The sequence below is a fragment of the Vibrio sp. YIC-376 genome, from assembly GCF_052353105.1.
Classification (GTDB): Bacteria; Pseudomonadota; Gammaproteobacteria; order Enterobacterales; family Vibrionaceae; genus Vibrio.
On the sequence record NZ_JBBWFK010000002.1, the window covers coordinates 140,940 to 158,375 of the forward strand.

Below are 17,436 nucleotides of genomic sequence, written 5' to 3' on the forward strand. Positions count from 1 at the left end.
ATTTAGGGAAAATACGGCAAGGAAGACTCAATGTCAGTTCAAGAAAAGTCAGCTCAAGAAAAACAACATATCGAATTTTCTGGGTGCTCTTTGACCGGTAAAAGAGCCGAAAATCAAGACGCCTTTATCGTCAAGTACCCCAGTACACATGATGAGCTTGCTTACAAAGGCGTTGTCGCTTGTATTGCAGATGGTGTGAGTTGCAGTAACCAAGCTCAACAAGCAAGCCAAACTGCTACCACCCAGTTTGTTACCGATTACTATGCCACCCCTTCAAGTTGGAGTATTAAACGTTCCGCAAGTGAATTGCTCACCAGTTTAAACAGCTGGCTTTACAATCAGGGAAATGGTCACCTTTACCACAACGGTATGGTGACGACTTTTAGCGCCATTGTTATAAAATCCAACACCGGCTACATCTTTCACGTTGGTGATAGTCGAATTTATCTCTATCGTGACAAAAAGCTCACCCTACTTACCCGAGATCATCAACGTACTAACTTCGGACACCAGAGTTATCTGACTCGAGCCCTTGGAATGGATGAAAAGGTTGAAATAGATTTTCAAACATTGCCGCTCAAAGAAAACGACAGATTCATTTTAACCACTGACGGAGTCCATGAGACCTTAACGCATGATGAGATCAAACAACAAGTTACCAATATAGAATCTTGCGAGACACTCTCTCAAGCCTTGTGTGACGAAGCACTATTGAAAGGAAGCACTGACAACACGAGCTGTATCGCTTTGAAAGTCATGGAATTACCTAGTTTTAATTTGATTGAACATCAAACAGCCTTACTCGCAAACAATATTCCACCAGCATTGAAGCAAGGTCAGATCCTCGATCATTTTGAAATACTAAAAACCCTATACGAAGGGTCACGCAGTCACGTTTATCTGGCTTTCGATAAACAAAAAGGCTGCAATATCATTATTAAAGTACCCTCACTGAATTACATTGACGACCCAGAAACGCTAATAAGATTCGCCAATGAGTACTGGGTGGCGACTCAACTAGACAGTCGCCGAGTAATGAAAATGTTCCCAAGGCCTGCTGATTCGAAATTTATCTATCAGGTCTGCGAGTACATTGAAGGGTCGACTTTGCGTCAATGGATGCATGACCACCCTAACCCACACTTAGATACCGTTCGTGAAATATTGGATGGTATCGTAAAAGCAGTACGGGTTTTCCAGCGGGCTGATATGGTCCACCGTGATCTTAAGCCTGAAAACATCATGATCACGAGAGATTTAGAAGTAAAAATCATCGACTTTGGTGCCGTTGAAGTCAAAGGCCTAAGTGAATTGAAAACGGAAGAAAATGCATCTTTCCCTCTTGGCTCAGTCAACTATACGGCTCCTGAGTATATAAATACCGGGCAAGCAAGCACTCTGTCTGATCTGTTTTCTGTCGGCATTATCGGGTACGAAATGCTCACCGGTCACCTCCCGTACAAAGAACATTCTCAGCAAACACTGCAGCAGGCAAGACACATAAAATGGCATTACCATACTGTCAAAGAATTTCGAGAAGATATCCCACTTTGGGTTGACCTCGCATTTAAAAAGGCCACGGCAGAGCTTCCCAACAATCGATATGAGGCACTAGGCGACTTTATCGCTGATCTTTTTACTCCAAATGCCCAGTTATTAAATGGTGTCGGTAACAAACCATTATTAAAACGTAAGCCAATTTTATTTTGGAAATCCCTCGCATTGCTCACTGGGGCGATCGCGATCATTGAAGGATTACTTTTACTGCGTTAACTGGATATATGCGCCACAGATTATCTACACCTTTTTAAACACAACAAATAGAACGTATCCTCTATCAGGCACTAGTTGATTGGTTATGCAAAGATAACTTGTTTTTCAGGAGTAAAAAATAATTGTAGATTTAGTGACACTAAATCATGATGATAAGACAAGGAAGAGTTAAAGGAGTTAACTGTGACCTTAGAAACAGCAACGATAATGTTGGTCGACGACCACCCACTGTTTCGCAGTGGGTTACGACAGCTGATAGCCTCTGAAGAAGGCTTGCAAGTGATATGCGAATATAACAACGGTACTGATGCTGTCGAAGGTGCGGTTCAGCATGATCCGGACCTGATTATCCTTGATCTAAACATGCAAGGAATAGATGGCTTAGAAACCGTCCGTCAAATGAGAGCAAAAGGCGTCAACTCCCGTGTGGTCATGCTAACCGTTTCTGACAGTGAAGATGATGTACTCAACGCGATATCGAGTGGTGCGGATGGTTATCTGTTAAAAGACATGGAACCAGAAGACATAGTAACTAATATCAAACAAGCCGTGTTGGGACAGCTAGCATTATCAGACCGACTTACCAAAGTACTCATTCAGTCGACGAATAAGCCCAAAAAGCCAATTCAAGAAAGCCCGCTAAAAACACTCACTAGTCGAGAGCTTGAAATTTTATCGCTCATTTCCAAAGGCATGAGTAATAAGCTCATTGCTCATGAACTGAAAATCACAGACTCTACGGTAAAGGTCCATGTCAAAAATCTTTTGAAAAAGATCAACGTCAGTTCTCGCTTAGAGGCTGCGGTCTGGATGATCGAGAATCAATAGTCAAACTCATGGATGAGAAGTCCACCGGACTTGATAACCGAATGACACCGTCCTGAACTAAACAAGATCAACTTCATCTCAGCCGAGAAAGGCTTAAGGGATATCAGCCCCTTAAGCCTTGCGAGTGGAGTCGCCAATCTCTTATGAGTCAAGCGCAAACGGAATGGCTGAAAACAAGGGAGGATTAAATTAAACGAAATTTAGATAAAACGCATAAACGCCTTTAACTTGAATATGCTTTTCTATATTGAACAGGAGACATATCGTGGTTCTTACGCATAAACTTTGTAAAATTAGATTGTGATGAGAAACCACATAATTCACTGATTTCACTTATTGACTTATCCGTACTTACCAACAACAGACAAGCCTTTTCGACTTTAATGTCTTTTGATAATTCACTGAACGATGTTTTTTCTGCATTCAATTTTCTATTTAGTGTCCATCGGCTCACACCAATTTTATGGCAGACTTCATCGAGTAGAGATAAGTCACTAATTAAATACTTTTCTTCAATTAGTTTTTCAATTATTCCTTTAACAGAGGATGAAAAATTATTAACTACTTGCAATTGCTTACGGATCTGCTCTACATTGTTCTTTTGCAATCCGTATAAAAACTCATTGAACGTGTTATTCTTTTTGAGTAAAGAAGATGATTTTATAATCATTTGATTTTTGTTCTGTTCGAAAATGCAGTTTGATTCAAATTGATCATTCGTCAATCTTTTATTTAAACTTACAGAGCCGTCGAACATAAGCTTGCAATCAATGTCATCGACGTACTTGCTCATAATGTCTCGAATCAGAAGAAAGTGACCAATAGAGCTGTTCATCGGAGCACTAGGGTCGGTGTTGCTGTACTCAATACAAATTGAGTCATCGCTCACTTCCATTTGACAGCTGTCGCTATCCCCCATAATGAATCTGTAGTTTAAAAAGCTATTAACGGCATTTAACGCATTTGACTCATTTAAGCACAAATTAAATAACTGAGGAAATACATCGTATAGACCCGAGACTGATGAAAAATCTTTATAAATATAACGGTTATATTCAGTCGTTTTAATAATAAAATCTTTACTCTGCTGATAAGGAATTCTTCCGTTAGGATTAGTTAAATTTAACTTATTGATATTACATTCCGAAATAATAGAATCCACGTCCACACCAATTGAAGACAACAAGTTCACTTTTCGGTTAATTAATAGACTAGAAACAGAGTATCCCATGATAGTGCCAATTAATTATTTTCGACCTGTAAAATAATTACTCATCATAATAATTTTGTATCCATCAATCGTCACAAATTGATGGATACCATGATAACGGTCAGACTTTTTTGACAAGTTTGTGATCCTTCCTCCACACTTATTAGCAAACAAGGTGCTATTTCTCAAATTTTATGTGCCACAGAACAAAAATGAGGTGAACCGAAGTCCACCTCTTGAGTTACACAATCAACTATTAGTTAACAATTATTTTGATAGCAATCTCGCTTCTAGTTCACCAGCGTACTCTGGTTGCAGTGTAAGAGTATCCGGAGTTGTTTCACCAACCACAATTTCTTGGTTAATCGTGAAAGAAACAGACTGACCACTTTGAAGGTCTGATGAATTACTCACATGGGCTACATAGCTACCCGGCTCAATAATCCATTGGTTACTATCAGCGTTAAAGCTCGCTAAAGTCTCTGCTGGGATATTTAGTGTCAGCTCTTGTGACCCACCAACCGCAATTTCATCGGTCTTAGCAAACGCTTTCAGTTCAATTTCAGGTTTCGCCAATTTACCATCAGGTGCAGACACATAGACTTGTGCAACTTCTTTACCTGCGAGCCCCCCGGTGTTACGTACTGTAGTTTTAATAGTTACACTACCGTTACTACCTTCTGAGTTAAGGGTATTTGATACAAGTGCAGAGTTCGCAAAATCAAATGTGGTGTACGACAAACCAAAACCAAATGGATAGGCAACATCAACATTGAATGTCGAATTGTAACGGTAACCTACGTAGATATCGTCACTGTAGTACTGGTTAAAGTCACGATGATCGTTATTAGCAACTACTTGATCATCATAGTTCAACTCTGGTACGTCACTCGGCCCCTCATTGACATAATTATCTTCGTACTTACCTGGGAATGAACCACCATCTTCAGAGTAGCTTGACACTGAATCCAAACCTAACGGGAAAGTCTGTGCCAGTTTACCACTTGGGTTAACATCACCCGAAAGAATGTTAGCTAATGCAGTACCTGCTGTCTGACCTGGCAGGTAAGTAACTAAGATACCATCAACCTGGTCTCTCCACTTAATCGTATCAATGGTGTTACCCGTGTTAAGTACAACGATAACCGGTTTATTTTGATTGTGGAACGCCGCTGAGACGCGACTAATCAAACTCTCTTCTAAAGCGTTCAGGTAGTAACCTTTATTCATCGGATAAGTCAGTTCATCCGTACGTTCTGGGTTTTCTGAACCTTCAGCTGTGGTACGAGTAAGGGTAATCACTGCTACATTACTGCTGTCAGCTGCAGCGGTTATCTGTGCATCGGTCAGGTTTAGCTCACGACAGACAGAGAAAGAGCCCGCTGGGTTCGTTTCACCAGGAGCCGCGCCCCCTTGACAGTATTTATCAGGGTTAAAATCATTATCGCCTGAGTAGACATCAGGGTTTGAATCACTATCATTCGCTACATCCATTGAACCAGCAAAATGTGACGTATTAAACGCTACTTCATAGGCGCTAACGAGAGCCGTGTTCAGTGTAAAGCCTTTATCTTCCAAACCTTCATTAATAGTGGTTATATGTTCTGATTCAACTGAACCACTGCCGCCACCTACAGGAAGTGTGGCCATCTGACCTATACCAAAAGATGCGATATTTGCGGTAGCGGTTGAAAGTGGTAATACAGAGCCAGTATTCTTAAGCAGAACGATACCTTCTTCAGCAGCTTGCAGAGCGATTGCCGCATGAGCAGCTAAGTCAGGTGTTCTGGAGAATTCATAACCTAGAGAACTCGGTGTTTTCAGAACCTGTTTTAGCGTTCTTACAATATTTCTGTCGAGTACATCATCAGTAAGTTCGCCGTTAGCGTAAGCGGCTTCGATGTATGGGAACCAGTCATCACTGTGGCCAAAACGCCACTGACCACCTGGCTCAATAACATCTACGCCAGCTTTCAGCATAGCAATAGGATCCCAGCCAGCCCACCAGTCACTCATTACCAGACCTTCAAAGCCCCATTCATCACGAGCAATCGTATCCATAAGATCTTCACGCTCACCTACCTGAGTACCATTAACCAGGTTGTATGATGACATCATCGCCCACGGTTGAGCGTGCTGAACTGTATATTTAAAACCGCGTAAGTAAATCTCACGCATTGCACGTGGTGTAATAACAGTGTTGGATGTACGACGGTTAGTTTCCGAGTTATTGGCAACATAGTGCTTAATCGTGGTACCAATGCCTTGGCTCTGAGCACCGTTGACGATTGCAGCACCCATCATACCGCTGATAAGAGGGTCTTCAGAGAAGTATTCAAAGTTACGACCCGCTAATGGGTGACGTTGAATGTTCATACCAGGAGCCAGCCAGATATCGACCCCATATTCTTTACCTTCTTCACCAGCCGCAGCACCGACTTGTTGTACCAGCGCGGTATTCCAAGTGGAAGCAAGCACCGTCGCTGACGGAAAGTTAGTTGCATAGTAAGTATTAGGATCACCATCCACTGTGGCGGTAATACGAATACCCGCAGGGCCATCCATCAGCTTAGTGGCTTGAATATCCACACCGGTCTCTTCATTTTTTACACCGTTAATATAACCAACAGTACCAGCAACAGCTTTTTTTGGGTCAAGGTTGATCGGTGTGGCAAAAAAGCCAGGGCCAATGACCATGTGCAGTTTTTCGTCTGCTGTCATTTTTGATACGAGTTCTTGAGCCTGAACTTCAAGCTCATCTACCGCATTAGGGTCATTAATGGTATCTGTATCGCTGTTATTACAACCAGCAAGGAGTGTGGCAGCTACCATCACTGACACAACACTTAATTTGGTCTTCAACATCCCGTTTTCTCCTTTGTTTTCACGCGTTGAGATACTATTGAGTTTTTGGATGACATACTTGGACGCTGGGTGCGTTGTTTTTGCCTTTCGGAGTAAGAGTGAAAAGTGTGAGAGAGGTAATGTTATTGAGGGACACCGAAGTTAATAAGAGATACAAACCAGACATGTAAAAGGCTTATACCAATCACAGTAAGTAAGTATTCAGAAATAGCGTAGGAAAAATGCTTGAGAACAAGGCAGAATTTTTCGATAAGTGGTTATTCTACAATCAAAAATTGTAACGCAGTTATCGAGTATTTTAACAAGCTAGGATGACCAGTTATTTACTACGATTGGTATTAATAAAGCGTTGAGAAACGACCGAATTCGACGACATAGTAGCGTTGCAATATAAGGCAGGGACGAGTGTACGCTGGTAACGAAAGCCGCTAAGACGATCTTCGTCCCCATCTCATGGATAAAAAGGAGACTATTTTTGGCTACTTATAGTCAACAGAGTCCGATGGTGGGGCAAATAAGCAACGCCAGCGTTGACGCCACGATAAAGCGGGTCTATTGAATTCTCTATACATATCTTTCCATTCAGCAAAGGTAACCTTAACAGGATTAAAGCTATTTACTGGTTTAGATATCCCGTAGCGCACTGTTTCAACTTCAGGTTCAAACGTACCAAACATGCGATCCCAGATTATCAGGATACCCGCGTAGTTTTTATCTATGTATTGTCGGTTGATACCATGATGAACACGGTGATGAGAAGGAGTATTAAATACCAGCTCCAATAGTCCAAGTGAACGAATGGATTGGGTATGGACAAAGAACTGCAAACCCAAGTTCAATAAAACGGCAAAGATCACCCACTTCGGCTCAAAGCCAATCATCACTAAAGGCAGCCAAAATAGCCACATGCCAGCAATCGGGTACATCAAGCTTTGACGAAATGCGGTGCTGAAATTCATTCTTTCCGAGCTGTGATGCACAACATGAGCCGCCCACATCCATCGGATTCGATGACTGGATCGATGAAACCAATAGTAGAAAAAGTCTTGTAAAAACAACAGCAACAAGAAAGTCGATAAGCTCATTTCAATATCAAACCAGCGCCAGCCAAAACACCACAAATACAATTGAGCAATAAAGAATCCGGTAAGAATATCGACGGTTTGATGCAGACCCGCCAATACAAAATTACATATCACTTCAGGAAGGTAGTAGGCTGCGCTCTCCGGTAAACGACCTCTACACTGCCCCAGCCAGTATTCAGCCAACATGCATAGGAAAAAGAGCGGGGCCAGAAGCATCAATAAAAGCTCCGGCCGTTCCATTACAATTGTCCAATCCATCAAGTTGCTACCATTTTGCGTAATGATCTTCTGTCAGTCCGATTACATCGTCCAGGACATGCTTTATGCCATGCCCATCTATAATAAAACCGTTAAAATGGCCGATGTATTGGCGAAAGTTACTTTTAAGAAACCAGAAATTTTTTCGTTCCGAGCGACAATTTAAAGGAGTAAACATCAAGTCAATTCGTCCATCCTCAGAAGTAACCCTCCACTCCTCATTAGGGTTGTCACGTGAAAAATGAAACTGTACGGGCGCGATCAAATGGCGTTCACCATTTATCCAAAAAACGTTTTCACAATATCCTGTTTCATTTACACCCACCGCAAGATTCAACCCCAACCGTTGATTGTCACCCAAATGATTAATACTTGCCCATCTCCAGCTGGTTTCTCTTCTCATGTAACCCGCAGAAAAATCGTAACCTGCTGAGACTTTGTTTAAATCCTGTTCTTGACCAAAAATAAACAGGTTTCCACTTACCGATAGTCCATTGTGTTTTTGCGTATAAGTCCAGCCAGAATATCCTGTTGGAGTACACAACATGAGTGGTTCGCTTTGAGGTTCAGGATTCAGGCGTATTGCCGCATTCACGGACCCCGTAACAAAATGTACATGCCACGTGCCTTCTTGAATCGAGAATTGAATGGAATTATCTGCAAGATTTGAAACACTTGACCAGCTAGAAGGCTCAGTCTGATAACCGACATTGATAGGTTTAAGCCATTGCTGCTCCATAAGCTCATTGTTCTTAATATCAAACAGGTAACAAAACCCTGACGCCAAATAACGAATATCTGCAATCGCGATACCGACAAGATATTCAGGGGTCACTAAAGAAACAAATTGGAACTGCTTATAATCAAAATACTTGCGTAGTTTTGATGCTGGCTTATCCATCTCATTCAGATATTTAAAGCGTTCAAGCTCCAAAGAACGGGGAATCGCGTCTAAGTGACCAAAAATCGGCCTTCCATCTGATTGAATAAATGACTCCAGTGGGTTGCGGCTACTCATAACTCAATCTTGCTTTGTTAACATATACAAATGATAACATTAATTTAACAAGTGGCAGTTTGCGCTACCGCACAACAATGCCATTAATTCTAGATCTGAATGTTGGTAACCACTTCCGTCTTCACTGAATTAGCAATAAAACAATTTTCATGAGCCATGTGATGCATCTTTTCTAGCTGTTCATATGTTGGCTGTTTTTCACCAGCAAAAACAATCTTAGGATTCAGCACTACACGTGACACCCACTCTTTCCCATTCTCACCTTGTGTTAACTCCCCTTCAGCTTCATCAACATAGCAATCAATGACGTAGCGGCGTTTTGCCGCTATAGATAAGAAGACCAACATATGACAACTAGAAAGCGCCGCGACAAACGCTTCCTCAGGATCGACATTTTCTTCCACAGATAAAGGCAGAGGCACGACATGCGGAGAAGGTGAAGCAGGTACTTGTAACCCGCCATCGAATTCCCATGTATGTGCACGACTGTATTTGTTATCACTGAAAACTTCGTTTATTTGACGCTGCCACTTAATCAGTGCGGTGTGCTTACTCATACCAATATCCTATTTATTTTTCTACCAGTACATCACGGTTAAGTTGAGATGATAACTGGTCAAAAATGTACTTTAACGTTTACCTTTGTGTAATAAAGCAGAAAGAATTTAATATATGCAAGCAAAACTGCGTTTCCGAACCTTGGATATATTAGAAAATGCAAAAATATGTGACTATTTGAAAAAATCCATTAGGCGGTAAAACCAAGTGATCTCACCATATGCTATCAAATCATAAATAGTGAAAAATATTATACAAATGACAGCCAACTTGGCTAAGCGGTAAAGAATAAACATCATCCATTCCAGTCGTTTTTTTCACAGTTTACTATTGCATTCACTATTTAGAAACTCTCTTAGGCATGAGCTCTTTCATTCGTATATTTACATTTTAGACTTCTCGACAAATACAGCACATCTAGTGATCAAATTAACCACAATTTTTATATTGCATTTCAACCTGAATATATATGCTTCTCAAAAAACAAAAACTAATTGCATAATAACTTATCTACATTACACTAATTTATTTTTAACAAACTTGGACTTATGTCAAAAAAACACAGTGTCAGATACAATACACTTTCATCAAACTTATACTTATAACCATTTTTAATGCAAACTATTCGCTTATCTAACCTAAATCTGCGCTATAAAACTGCTTTATACTTTTCACTTGGTTTGCTGGGAATGGTGATAAGTTTTCTGTTCATAAGTCGCTATTTTTTTCTGTACAGTTTAGATGAATTAGAAAACATGGAGATCAATCATGCTAACAAGCAGGCACTCGCTGTTGTTGACATGATAGTTACCCAACAAAAGGAAGCTTCTTACGACTGGGCGTACTGGGATGAGACCTACGAACTATTTATCGAGCCAGATATCAAAGGCTTTACCAAGAGAAATCTCTATACAGAAACACTAGACTCTTTACATCTTGATATCATGTCTTTCATAACCCTCGAAGGGCATGAACTAGTATCATTGACTCGTGAAAAATCACCAGAAAAATCGTCTTCGCTATCAGATAAAATTGTGAATCACCCTGCCATCCAGCAGTACATAGATTCGATGAACAACCAACTTGATATTCATCGTGACAGTCTGTCTGGCCTCTTAAAAATTGATGACACTATCTGGGGACTTAGTCTAACCCCGGTAAGAAATAGCGAAAGTAATCGAGCTTCGAACGGATGGATGGTCTGGGGAAGAAATTTGTCCGTACGCTTTCCAGGCGATTTCAGCTCAATTCTCTCAACTAGCAACTCGCTGGAAGCGGTGTCATCTCAGGACAATATTCTCTCTCGTAGTATCGTTAAATCTTCAGACTCAATTACCACATCCTCCCTATTGAACGACCTTACAGGCTCACCCATCGCGTGGTTAGATACAGAAATGAAGCGAGAGCATTATGCCAAAGGGAACGCGCTCTTTATCTATTTGTTTGGTACCGTTGGGCTCGTGGCATCACTCATTGCAGCGATTACTTTTGTTATCTTCAAAAATAAGGTTGCAATACGCTTCAATCACTTTGCTGAAGACATCCACAAAATCGCCTCTCAATATCAATTGGAAGGGATGCAATCCGTCACTAAAGACGAACTAGAGCTTGCGACTAAATTAGTACAGAAACTGTCGGAAAATACCTCTACAACTCAATTGCAGTTGCAGGATTCAATGGAAAATTTCGACGCCCTTTATCACAGTTCCTCGTTAGGCATGCTTTTCGTGATTGAGCGTGTAATTGTCGACGCTAACCCACGCGCATTAGAAATGCTTAACTATAAAAAATCCGAACTTATAAAACGTCAACTCAACACACTTTGTTCACCGGAAGTAGGTGAATCCAGACTAGAAGATATGTTGATCGAATTGGAAAATGGCAGAACTCAATTCGAAGCACGTATGATAGATGGCAACGGCGAATCCATTGATTTCCTTATAGAGGCGGCATTGATTCAACATAATGGACATAGCGCTCTTATGTTGTTGCTTCAAGATATTAGAGAAACCAAACAGCAAGCAGAAATGATTCAAAAATTAACCGATTTTGATCCTGTCTCTGGCTTTTGTAACCGTCCAATGATTCTTGGGGCACTTGAAGAGCTGATAAAGACTCAGCCTAACCACTTTTCTTTTATATACATCAGTAGTAAACAACTCAAACAAATAGCAGAAGTCTACGGGCACTTTGTCTTTGACGAAGCGGTTCAATACATTTCAAAATTGCTGAGAGAATACTTAGGTTGTTATCAGATTGGCCGTATTAGCGAGCATGAGTTTATCGTACTGATTCCTGAAGAAACGAAGCGTAACAAAGCCATTGAGGCAACCAACCGCCTACTCAACCAACTTTCCTATAAGGCCATATTCTCTGACATCACTGTGTCACTGCACAGCAAAGCCGTGATGATGGATCCCAAAATCACTCATGAGACGATGGAACATTTGCTCTTGACCGCACGTCACTCAGCGCAGTCAATACGTGGGCACCAATTTCATGAAGTGCTCATTGCTGATGAAGCGCTATCTGCGCAAGCGGAAACGTTGATGGTCATTAACCGCGACTTAGAAACGGCAATACGACAAGAAGAAATCGTTCCGTATTTCCAGCCGATTGTTGATGCTAAGTCTGAAGAAGTCGTTGGATTTGAATCTCTTGCCCGTTGGAGTCATCCCTCTCTTGGCATGATATCTCCCGCTGTTTTTATACCAATGGCTGAACAAGGCAAACTGATTATTGAACTTGGGGAGTCCATACTCAAACAAACTTGTGCGTTTATTGGCCCGCTTAATAAAGTTCGCCAATCTAAGGGATTACCACAGCTTACGGTTCATATTAACTTGAGTGCTCGTCATTTTTATCACTCGAGATTAATAACCTACCTTAAAAAAGTGATAGAAGAACATCAGGTTTCCGCGGGTAACCTCGTGCTTGAGATTACCGAAAGTATGTTAATGGGTGGAGAAGCAGAGTCCATTAACTGCATCAATGAGATTAAACGTTTAGGCGTCCAACTCGCATTAGATGATTTTGGTACTGGTTATTCATCATTCAGTAGTATCTGTAACTTCCCACTCGATATTGTAAAGCTCGATAAATCATATATCGATGAAATTGAAAACAATGATCGAGCAAAAACACTTGTGCGCAATATTGCCAGTATGTCTCAAGAGCTGGGATTAACCATCGTTGCTGAAGGCGTCGAGACCGCAAGCCAGGTACGCAAACTTAAACTCTGGAACATCAATAATCTACAAGGCTTCTATTTTTACAAAGCGATGCCAATGGACGAAGTGCTTGAAACATTCTCTGGTCATCATATCGACTAAATGCCATATAACAGGCTAAGTTACTCTTGGCACTTGGCCTGTTGTCTTATTCACTCCCCTAATCAACAATATCTCATTGATCAAACTACCCTCCAACCAAATCAATACCGTAGAGTTCAACCTGTCCCGGTAACTTGGGTATATACTTTAAACAAGCTTTTCAATAAGTCCTGTCATTTTGCGAGGAGGACTGTATGGAACGAATACGAATGTGGCTGATACCGCTACTCATGTTTGCCAGTCATGCATTGGCAAGCACGGTATGGATTGTCCCAGTCAAAGGTGCAATCGGCCCTGCCATAAGTGATTACCTCTCCAGAGAAATCGAACAAGCTCAGCTTGAAGGTGTCAGTCTAGTGATTTTAAAGATGGACACCCCGGGCGGTCTCGATAGCTCAATGAGAGACATTATTCATGCGATTACAACTTCATCTACCCCTGTTGCAACCTGGGTTGGTCCATCGGGATCCAGAGCGGCCAGTGCAGGCACTTATATTCTTCTCGCCAGTCACGTTGCTGCAATGGCAGAGGCCACGAATCTTGGCGCTGCTACGCCTGTTGCATTAGGCGGTGGTGCACCAAAATCTCCTGCTTCTGATGATGGCCAGGACAACGACGCCGAAGACCAACAGAAAGGTCGCGACGAAGGCTCTGAAAAAGTTCCGGCTAAAACAGCGATGGAAAAAAAAGTCATTAATGACGCGAAAGCCTACATAAAAGGTTTAGCTAAGTTACATGACAGAAATGCTGAATGGGCTGAAAGAGCCGTCAGCGAAGCAGCCAGTCTAGATGCAAAAGAAGCCTTGGAGCTTAATGTCATTGACTATATTGCTAATTCACCCGAAGAACTGGTTCAGGTGATTAATGGGAAAACCGTCAAAATCAACAACCAACCTGTGACCTTGTCACTAGAGAATCCTGTTTGGGTCGAGAGAGTGCCCGATTGGCGTGCAGAAATGTTAGCCGTCATCACTAATCCCAACGTGGCGTATATTCTGATACTCATCGGTATCTATGGCCTGCTTTTAGAATTCTATAACCCTGGCGTTGGCCTACCCGGCGTATTAGGTGGTATCTGTCTGTTACTCGCCATGTATGCCTTGCAGATGATGCCTGTCAATTACGCTGGTTTAGGTCTGTTGTTGCTGGGCATTGCATTAATGATTGCAGAGGCATTTAGTCCCAGTTTTGGTGTTTTGGGTTTAGGGGGCGTGGTCGCATTTATTCTTGGATCTATATTTCTCATGGACAGTGACTTACCAGGCTTCCAGGTCGCATTACCTTTAATTTTCGGTCTTTCCATTTTTTCAGTTGTACTGATTTTGCTGACCATAGGCATGTTACTTAAAATTCGCCATCGACGTGTAACCACGGGGCTGGAAACCTACCCCGGTAAGCACGCTATCGTATGCGACGATTTTGTTGATGGTGAAGGCCGAGTGCAGATGGACGGAGCATTTTGGACAGCTAAAACTGAAGATAACCAAAGGCTCAAAGAAGGTGACCAAGTTACCGTTGTCAATGTTAAAGGGCTAACCTTAACGGTGAAACCCAGTGACCGCCCTGACGAATAGGAGGCGAATATGTTGCTCTACACTGTTTCTGTTGTCCTAGTGCTGTTGTTCGCACTAGCGACACAAATATTCAAAGTCCTGCGCGAGTATGAACGAGGAGTTATCTATTTTTTGGGTCGATTTCAAGAAGTAAAAGGCCCGGGTCTGATCATTTTGATCCCTTTTATCCAACAAATGGTGCGCGTAGATTTGCGAACCGTAGTGCTAGATGTACCGACACAGGATCTTATCACTAAAGATAACGTTTCTGTCCAAGTGAATGCGGTGGTGTACTTCCGTGTTGTAGACCCACAAATGGCCATCAACAATATTGAAAGCTACAGTGAGGCAACCAGCCAATTGGCGCAAACCACCCTGCGTTCAGTATTGGGTCAACATGAGTTGGATGAGCTTCTTTCTGAACGAGAGCGCCTCAACAAGGATTTACAATCCATTCTCGATCAGCAAACCGATGACTGGGGAATTAAAATATCTACGGTTGAAGTGAAACATGTCGACCTGAACGAAAGCATGGTTCGCGCACTTGCTCGCCAAGCCGAAGCTGAGCGTAACCGTCGTGCGAAAGTGATTCATGCAACCGGTGAATTAGAAGCGTCTAACAAGTTAAAAGAAGCGGCTCAAATGTTGAATGAAGCCCCAAATGCCTTGCAATTGCGCTATATGCAGACACTGACTGAAATCACGACAGATAAAACATCAACCATTATTTTCCCAATGCCTATTAATTTGGTTGAAGCGGTGCAAGATATTGCAAAAGCAGTGAACAAAAATAAAGAAGAGAAAGATCAATAATCCTAAACGCTGATATAGCGTAACAAGTTCAGCTCAATAAGAAGAGCCGCAAACAGCGGCTCTTTCGGATCGTTAACCTCGTTTTACTCAAGCCACCTTTTTAGAACGGAAGTTGCCAAGTAGCGCATCGTATAACTCGTTATCACTCAACACACCGACTAACTGGTTATTTTCGACCATCAGAAGCGGCTGATGACTACGCTGTTTAAGCTCAATGGCTTCACGCATGGTAATATCCGGGCTAACCTGGACCAACGTGTTTTCGTTTATGTCATCAAGATTTGATGATTCGCTGTCCCAAAGAACCAATAGCTTATTAGTATCGATCAATCGTAACCCTTTCGCTTCTTGTATTACCCAAATCTCTTTATCTGAACAGATAAGAACACGCTCATCTACATGCACCAAAGCGTCACTAGATTGCATCAGAGATCGACCTTTAAGTACATTTAGCGGGTTAGTGTGTGAGACAAAATCCGCCACATAATCGTTCTCTGGAGTCAGAACAATTTGCTCTGGTTTGCCATGCTGAATCAGCTTACCCGATTCCATGATTGCGATATTGTTGCCGATTTTAAGCGCTTCATCCAAGTCATGGCTCACGAATAAAATCGTCTTGTTCAGCTTCTCTTGCAGAACAATCAGTTCATCTTGAAGCTGAGCTCGAATCAACGGATCCAGTGCTGAAAATGGTTCATCCATTAACAGAATGTCAGTGTCCATCGCAAACGCTCGGGCTAAGCCGACTCGCTGTTGCATGCCGCCAGAAAGCTCATGTGGGAATTTGTTCTCCCATTCAGATAAACCAACCATCTCTAGCTGTTTTCGCGCTTTATCTCGACGCTCAGCCTTACCGATACCTTTCATTTCCAGGCCAAACGCTACGTTATCCAATACCGTTAACCATGGCATTAAAGCGAACTTCTGGAACACCATAGAAACGCGGTGTGTACGTAAGTGGCGTAAAGTCTGTTCATCACATTTTGCCAAATCCACCATCTCGTCACCGTCTTTGATTTTTAGTGAGCCTCGTGAGATGTCGTTCAGACCATTTACCGTGCGAAGTAAGCTTGATTTACCAGAACCTGACAGGCCCATCAGTACACAGATTTCGCCTCGTTTAACCGTCAAAGAGACATTATTCACACCAACAACCTGACCGATTTCGTCAATAATCTCTTGGCGCGATTTCCCTTTGTCCAGCAGAGCAAGTGCCTGTGCTTGTTTCTGACCAAAAACCACGTCAAGATTCTCAATAGTAATTGCGTCCATGGTTATGCTTCCTTCTGGTTTGGCGCTTTACACAAGCGATCAAGGATGATTGCGACTAAAACAATCGCTAAGCCGGCTTCAAAACCTTGAGAGATGTTTACAGTGTTCAGTGCACGCACAACAGGTTTACCTAAACCGTCTGCACCTACTAGAGCCGCGATCACTACCATCGAAAGAGACAGCATAATGCACTGCGTTACTCCCGCCATGATGCTTGGTAGTGCGGCTGGCAGTTCTACTTTGAACAGTAACTTCATACGGCTCGCGCCAAATGCTTTGCCCGCTTCCAAAAGCTCTTCAGGCACTTTAATAATCCCCAGATAAGTCAGGCGAATTGGCGCTGCGATAGCGAAGATAATGGTTGAGATAAGACCAGGAACAATACCTAAACCAAACAGAACCAAGGTTGGAATTAGGTACACAAATGTTGGTACGGTTTGCATCAAGTCCAGAATCGGTCTCAGTATTGTATATAACCAAGGTCGATGTGCCGCCATAATGCCTAAAGGCACACCAATTAATACTGAAATCGTTGTCGCTGCAAAAACAAGGACAAAAGTTTCCAGCATCTCCTGCCAATATCCAAGGTTAAGAATCGCCAGTAACGCTACAACGATAAATACGACGAGCGGAATACTACGATGAAGGAACCAAGCAATCGCTGCCGTAATAATGATCGGTGCCGCAGGTGGCATCCATTTGAATATATCCACCACAAACATAATGATGGTTTCGAGTGTAAAAGAAATAGTATCAAAGAAACCTGATGCATTAACGGTTAACCAATCAACACCTGTTTCCATCCACTTCCCTAGTGGTATTTTGTTGTCCATAATGATACTCACGATAAACCCCTTGTATTAATGAAGCT

At 42.1% G+C, this 17,436-nt stretch carries 12 protein-coding genes; 5 read left to right on the forward strand and 7 right to left on the reverse strand.

Annotation, left to right across the window (positions count from 1 at the left end; all coding sequences use genetic code 11):
• Window positions 1-30 precede the first annotated feature (30 nt).
• Entirely contained in the window at window positions 31-1,773 is a 1,743-nt protein-coding gene (locus WJM94_RS04900; RefSeq protein WP_444493112.1) for a protein kinase domain-containing protein, read from the forward strand.
• 183 nt (window positions 1,774-1,956) lie between these two features.
• Complete coding sequence (narL, locus tag WJM94_RS04905; protein ID WP_444493113.1) at window positions 1,957-2,601, forward strand: two-component system response regulator NarL; 645 nt, start codon at window positions 1,957-1,959, stop codon at window positions 2,599-2,601.
• A gap of 223 nt (window positions 2,602-2,824) precedes the next feature.
• Here narL and WJM94_RS04910 read toward each other — a convergent pair whose 3' ends face one another.
• From WJM94_RS04910 to WJM94_RS04930, 5 genes are all read right to left on the reverse strand, one after another.
• A complete protein-coding gene (locus WJM94_RS04910) occupies window positions 2,825-3,763 on the reverse strand; it encodes a helix-turn-helix domain-containing protein (RefSeq protein WP_444493114.1) in 939 nt (312 codons plus the stop codon).
• Window positions 3,764-4,078: 315 nt separating this feature from the next.
• Window positions 4,079-6,676, reverse strand: coding sequence for a glycoside hydrolase family 3 C-terminal domain-containing protein (locus WJM94_RS04915; RefSeq protein WP_444493115.1), 2,598 nt, complete (start codon window positions 6,674-6,676; stop codon window positions 4,079-4,081).
• Window positions 6,677-7,155: 479 nt separating this feature from the next.
• Window positions 7,156-8,019, reverse strand: a complete 864-nt coding sequence (locus WJM94_RS04920) for a sterol desaturase family protein (RefSeq protein WP_444493116.1) — start codon at window positions 8,017-8,019, stop codon at window positions 7,156-7,158.
• 7 nt (window positions 8,020-8,026) lie between these two features.
• Complete coding sequence (locus WJM94_RS04925) at window positions 8,027-9,037, reverse strand: DUF2804 domain-containing protein (protein ID WP_444493117.1); 1,011 nt, start codon at window positions 9,035-9,037, stop codon at window positions 8,027-8,029.
• Window positions 9,038-9,126: 89 nt separating this feature from the next.
• Window positions 9,127-9,594 (reverse strand): OsmC family protein, encoded by a 468-nt coding sequence (locus WJM94_RS04930; protein ID WP_444493118.1) that lies wholly within the window; start codon window positions 9,592-9,594, stop codon window positions 9,127-9,129.
• A 690-nt stretch (window positions 9,595-10,284) separates the two neighbouring features.
• Here WJM94_RS04930 and WJM94_RS04935 point away from each other — a divergent pair.
• The 3 genes from WJM94_RS04935 (at window position 10,285) to WJM94_RS04945 (ending at window position 15,293) form a co-directional block, all read left to right on the forward strand.
• Window positions 10,285-12,927, forward strand: coding sequence for a bifunctional diguanylate cyclase/phosphodiesterase (locus tag WJM94_RS04935; RefSeq protein WP_444493119.1), 2,643 nt, complete (start codon window positions 10,285-10,287; stop codon window positions 12,925-12,927).
• Window positions 12,928-13,121: 194 nt separating this feature from the next.
• The gene (locus tag WJM94_RS04940) at window positions 13,122-14,501 is read left to right on the forward strand and encodes an NfeD family protein (RefSeq protein ID WP_444493120.1); all 1,380 of its coding nucleotides are present in this window, start codon (window positions 13,122-13,124) and stop codon (window positions 14,499-14,501) included.
• Window positions 14,502-14,510: 9 nt separating this feature from the next.
• Window positions 14,511-15,293, forward strand: a complete 783-nt coding sequence (locus WJM94_RS04945) for a slipin family protein (protein ID WP_444493121.1) — start codon at window positions 14,511-14,513, stop codon at window positions 15,291-15,293.
• Between the two features lie 87 nt (window positions 15,294-15,380).
• On the opposite strand, the gene choV is transcribed toward WJM94_RS04945, so the two are convergent.
• Both choV and choW read right to left on the reverse strand, forming a co-directional pair.
• Window positions 15,381-16,565, reverse strand: coding sequence for a choline ABC transporter ATP-binding protein (gene choV, locus WJM94_RS04950; RefSeq protein ID WP_444493122.1), 1,185 nt, complete (start codon window positions 16,563-16,565; stop codon window positions 15,381-15,383).
• Between the two features lie 2 nt (window positions 16,566-16,567).
• Window positions 16,568-17,410 (reverse strand): choline ABC transporter permease subunit, encoded by an 843-nt coding sequence (choW, locus tag WJM94_RS04955; RefSeq protein WP_444493123.1) that lies wholly within the window; start codon window positions 17,408-17,410, stop codon window positions 16,568-16,570.
• Window positions 17,411-17,436: the final 26 nt, after the last annotated feature.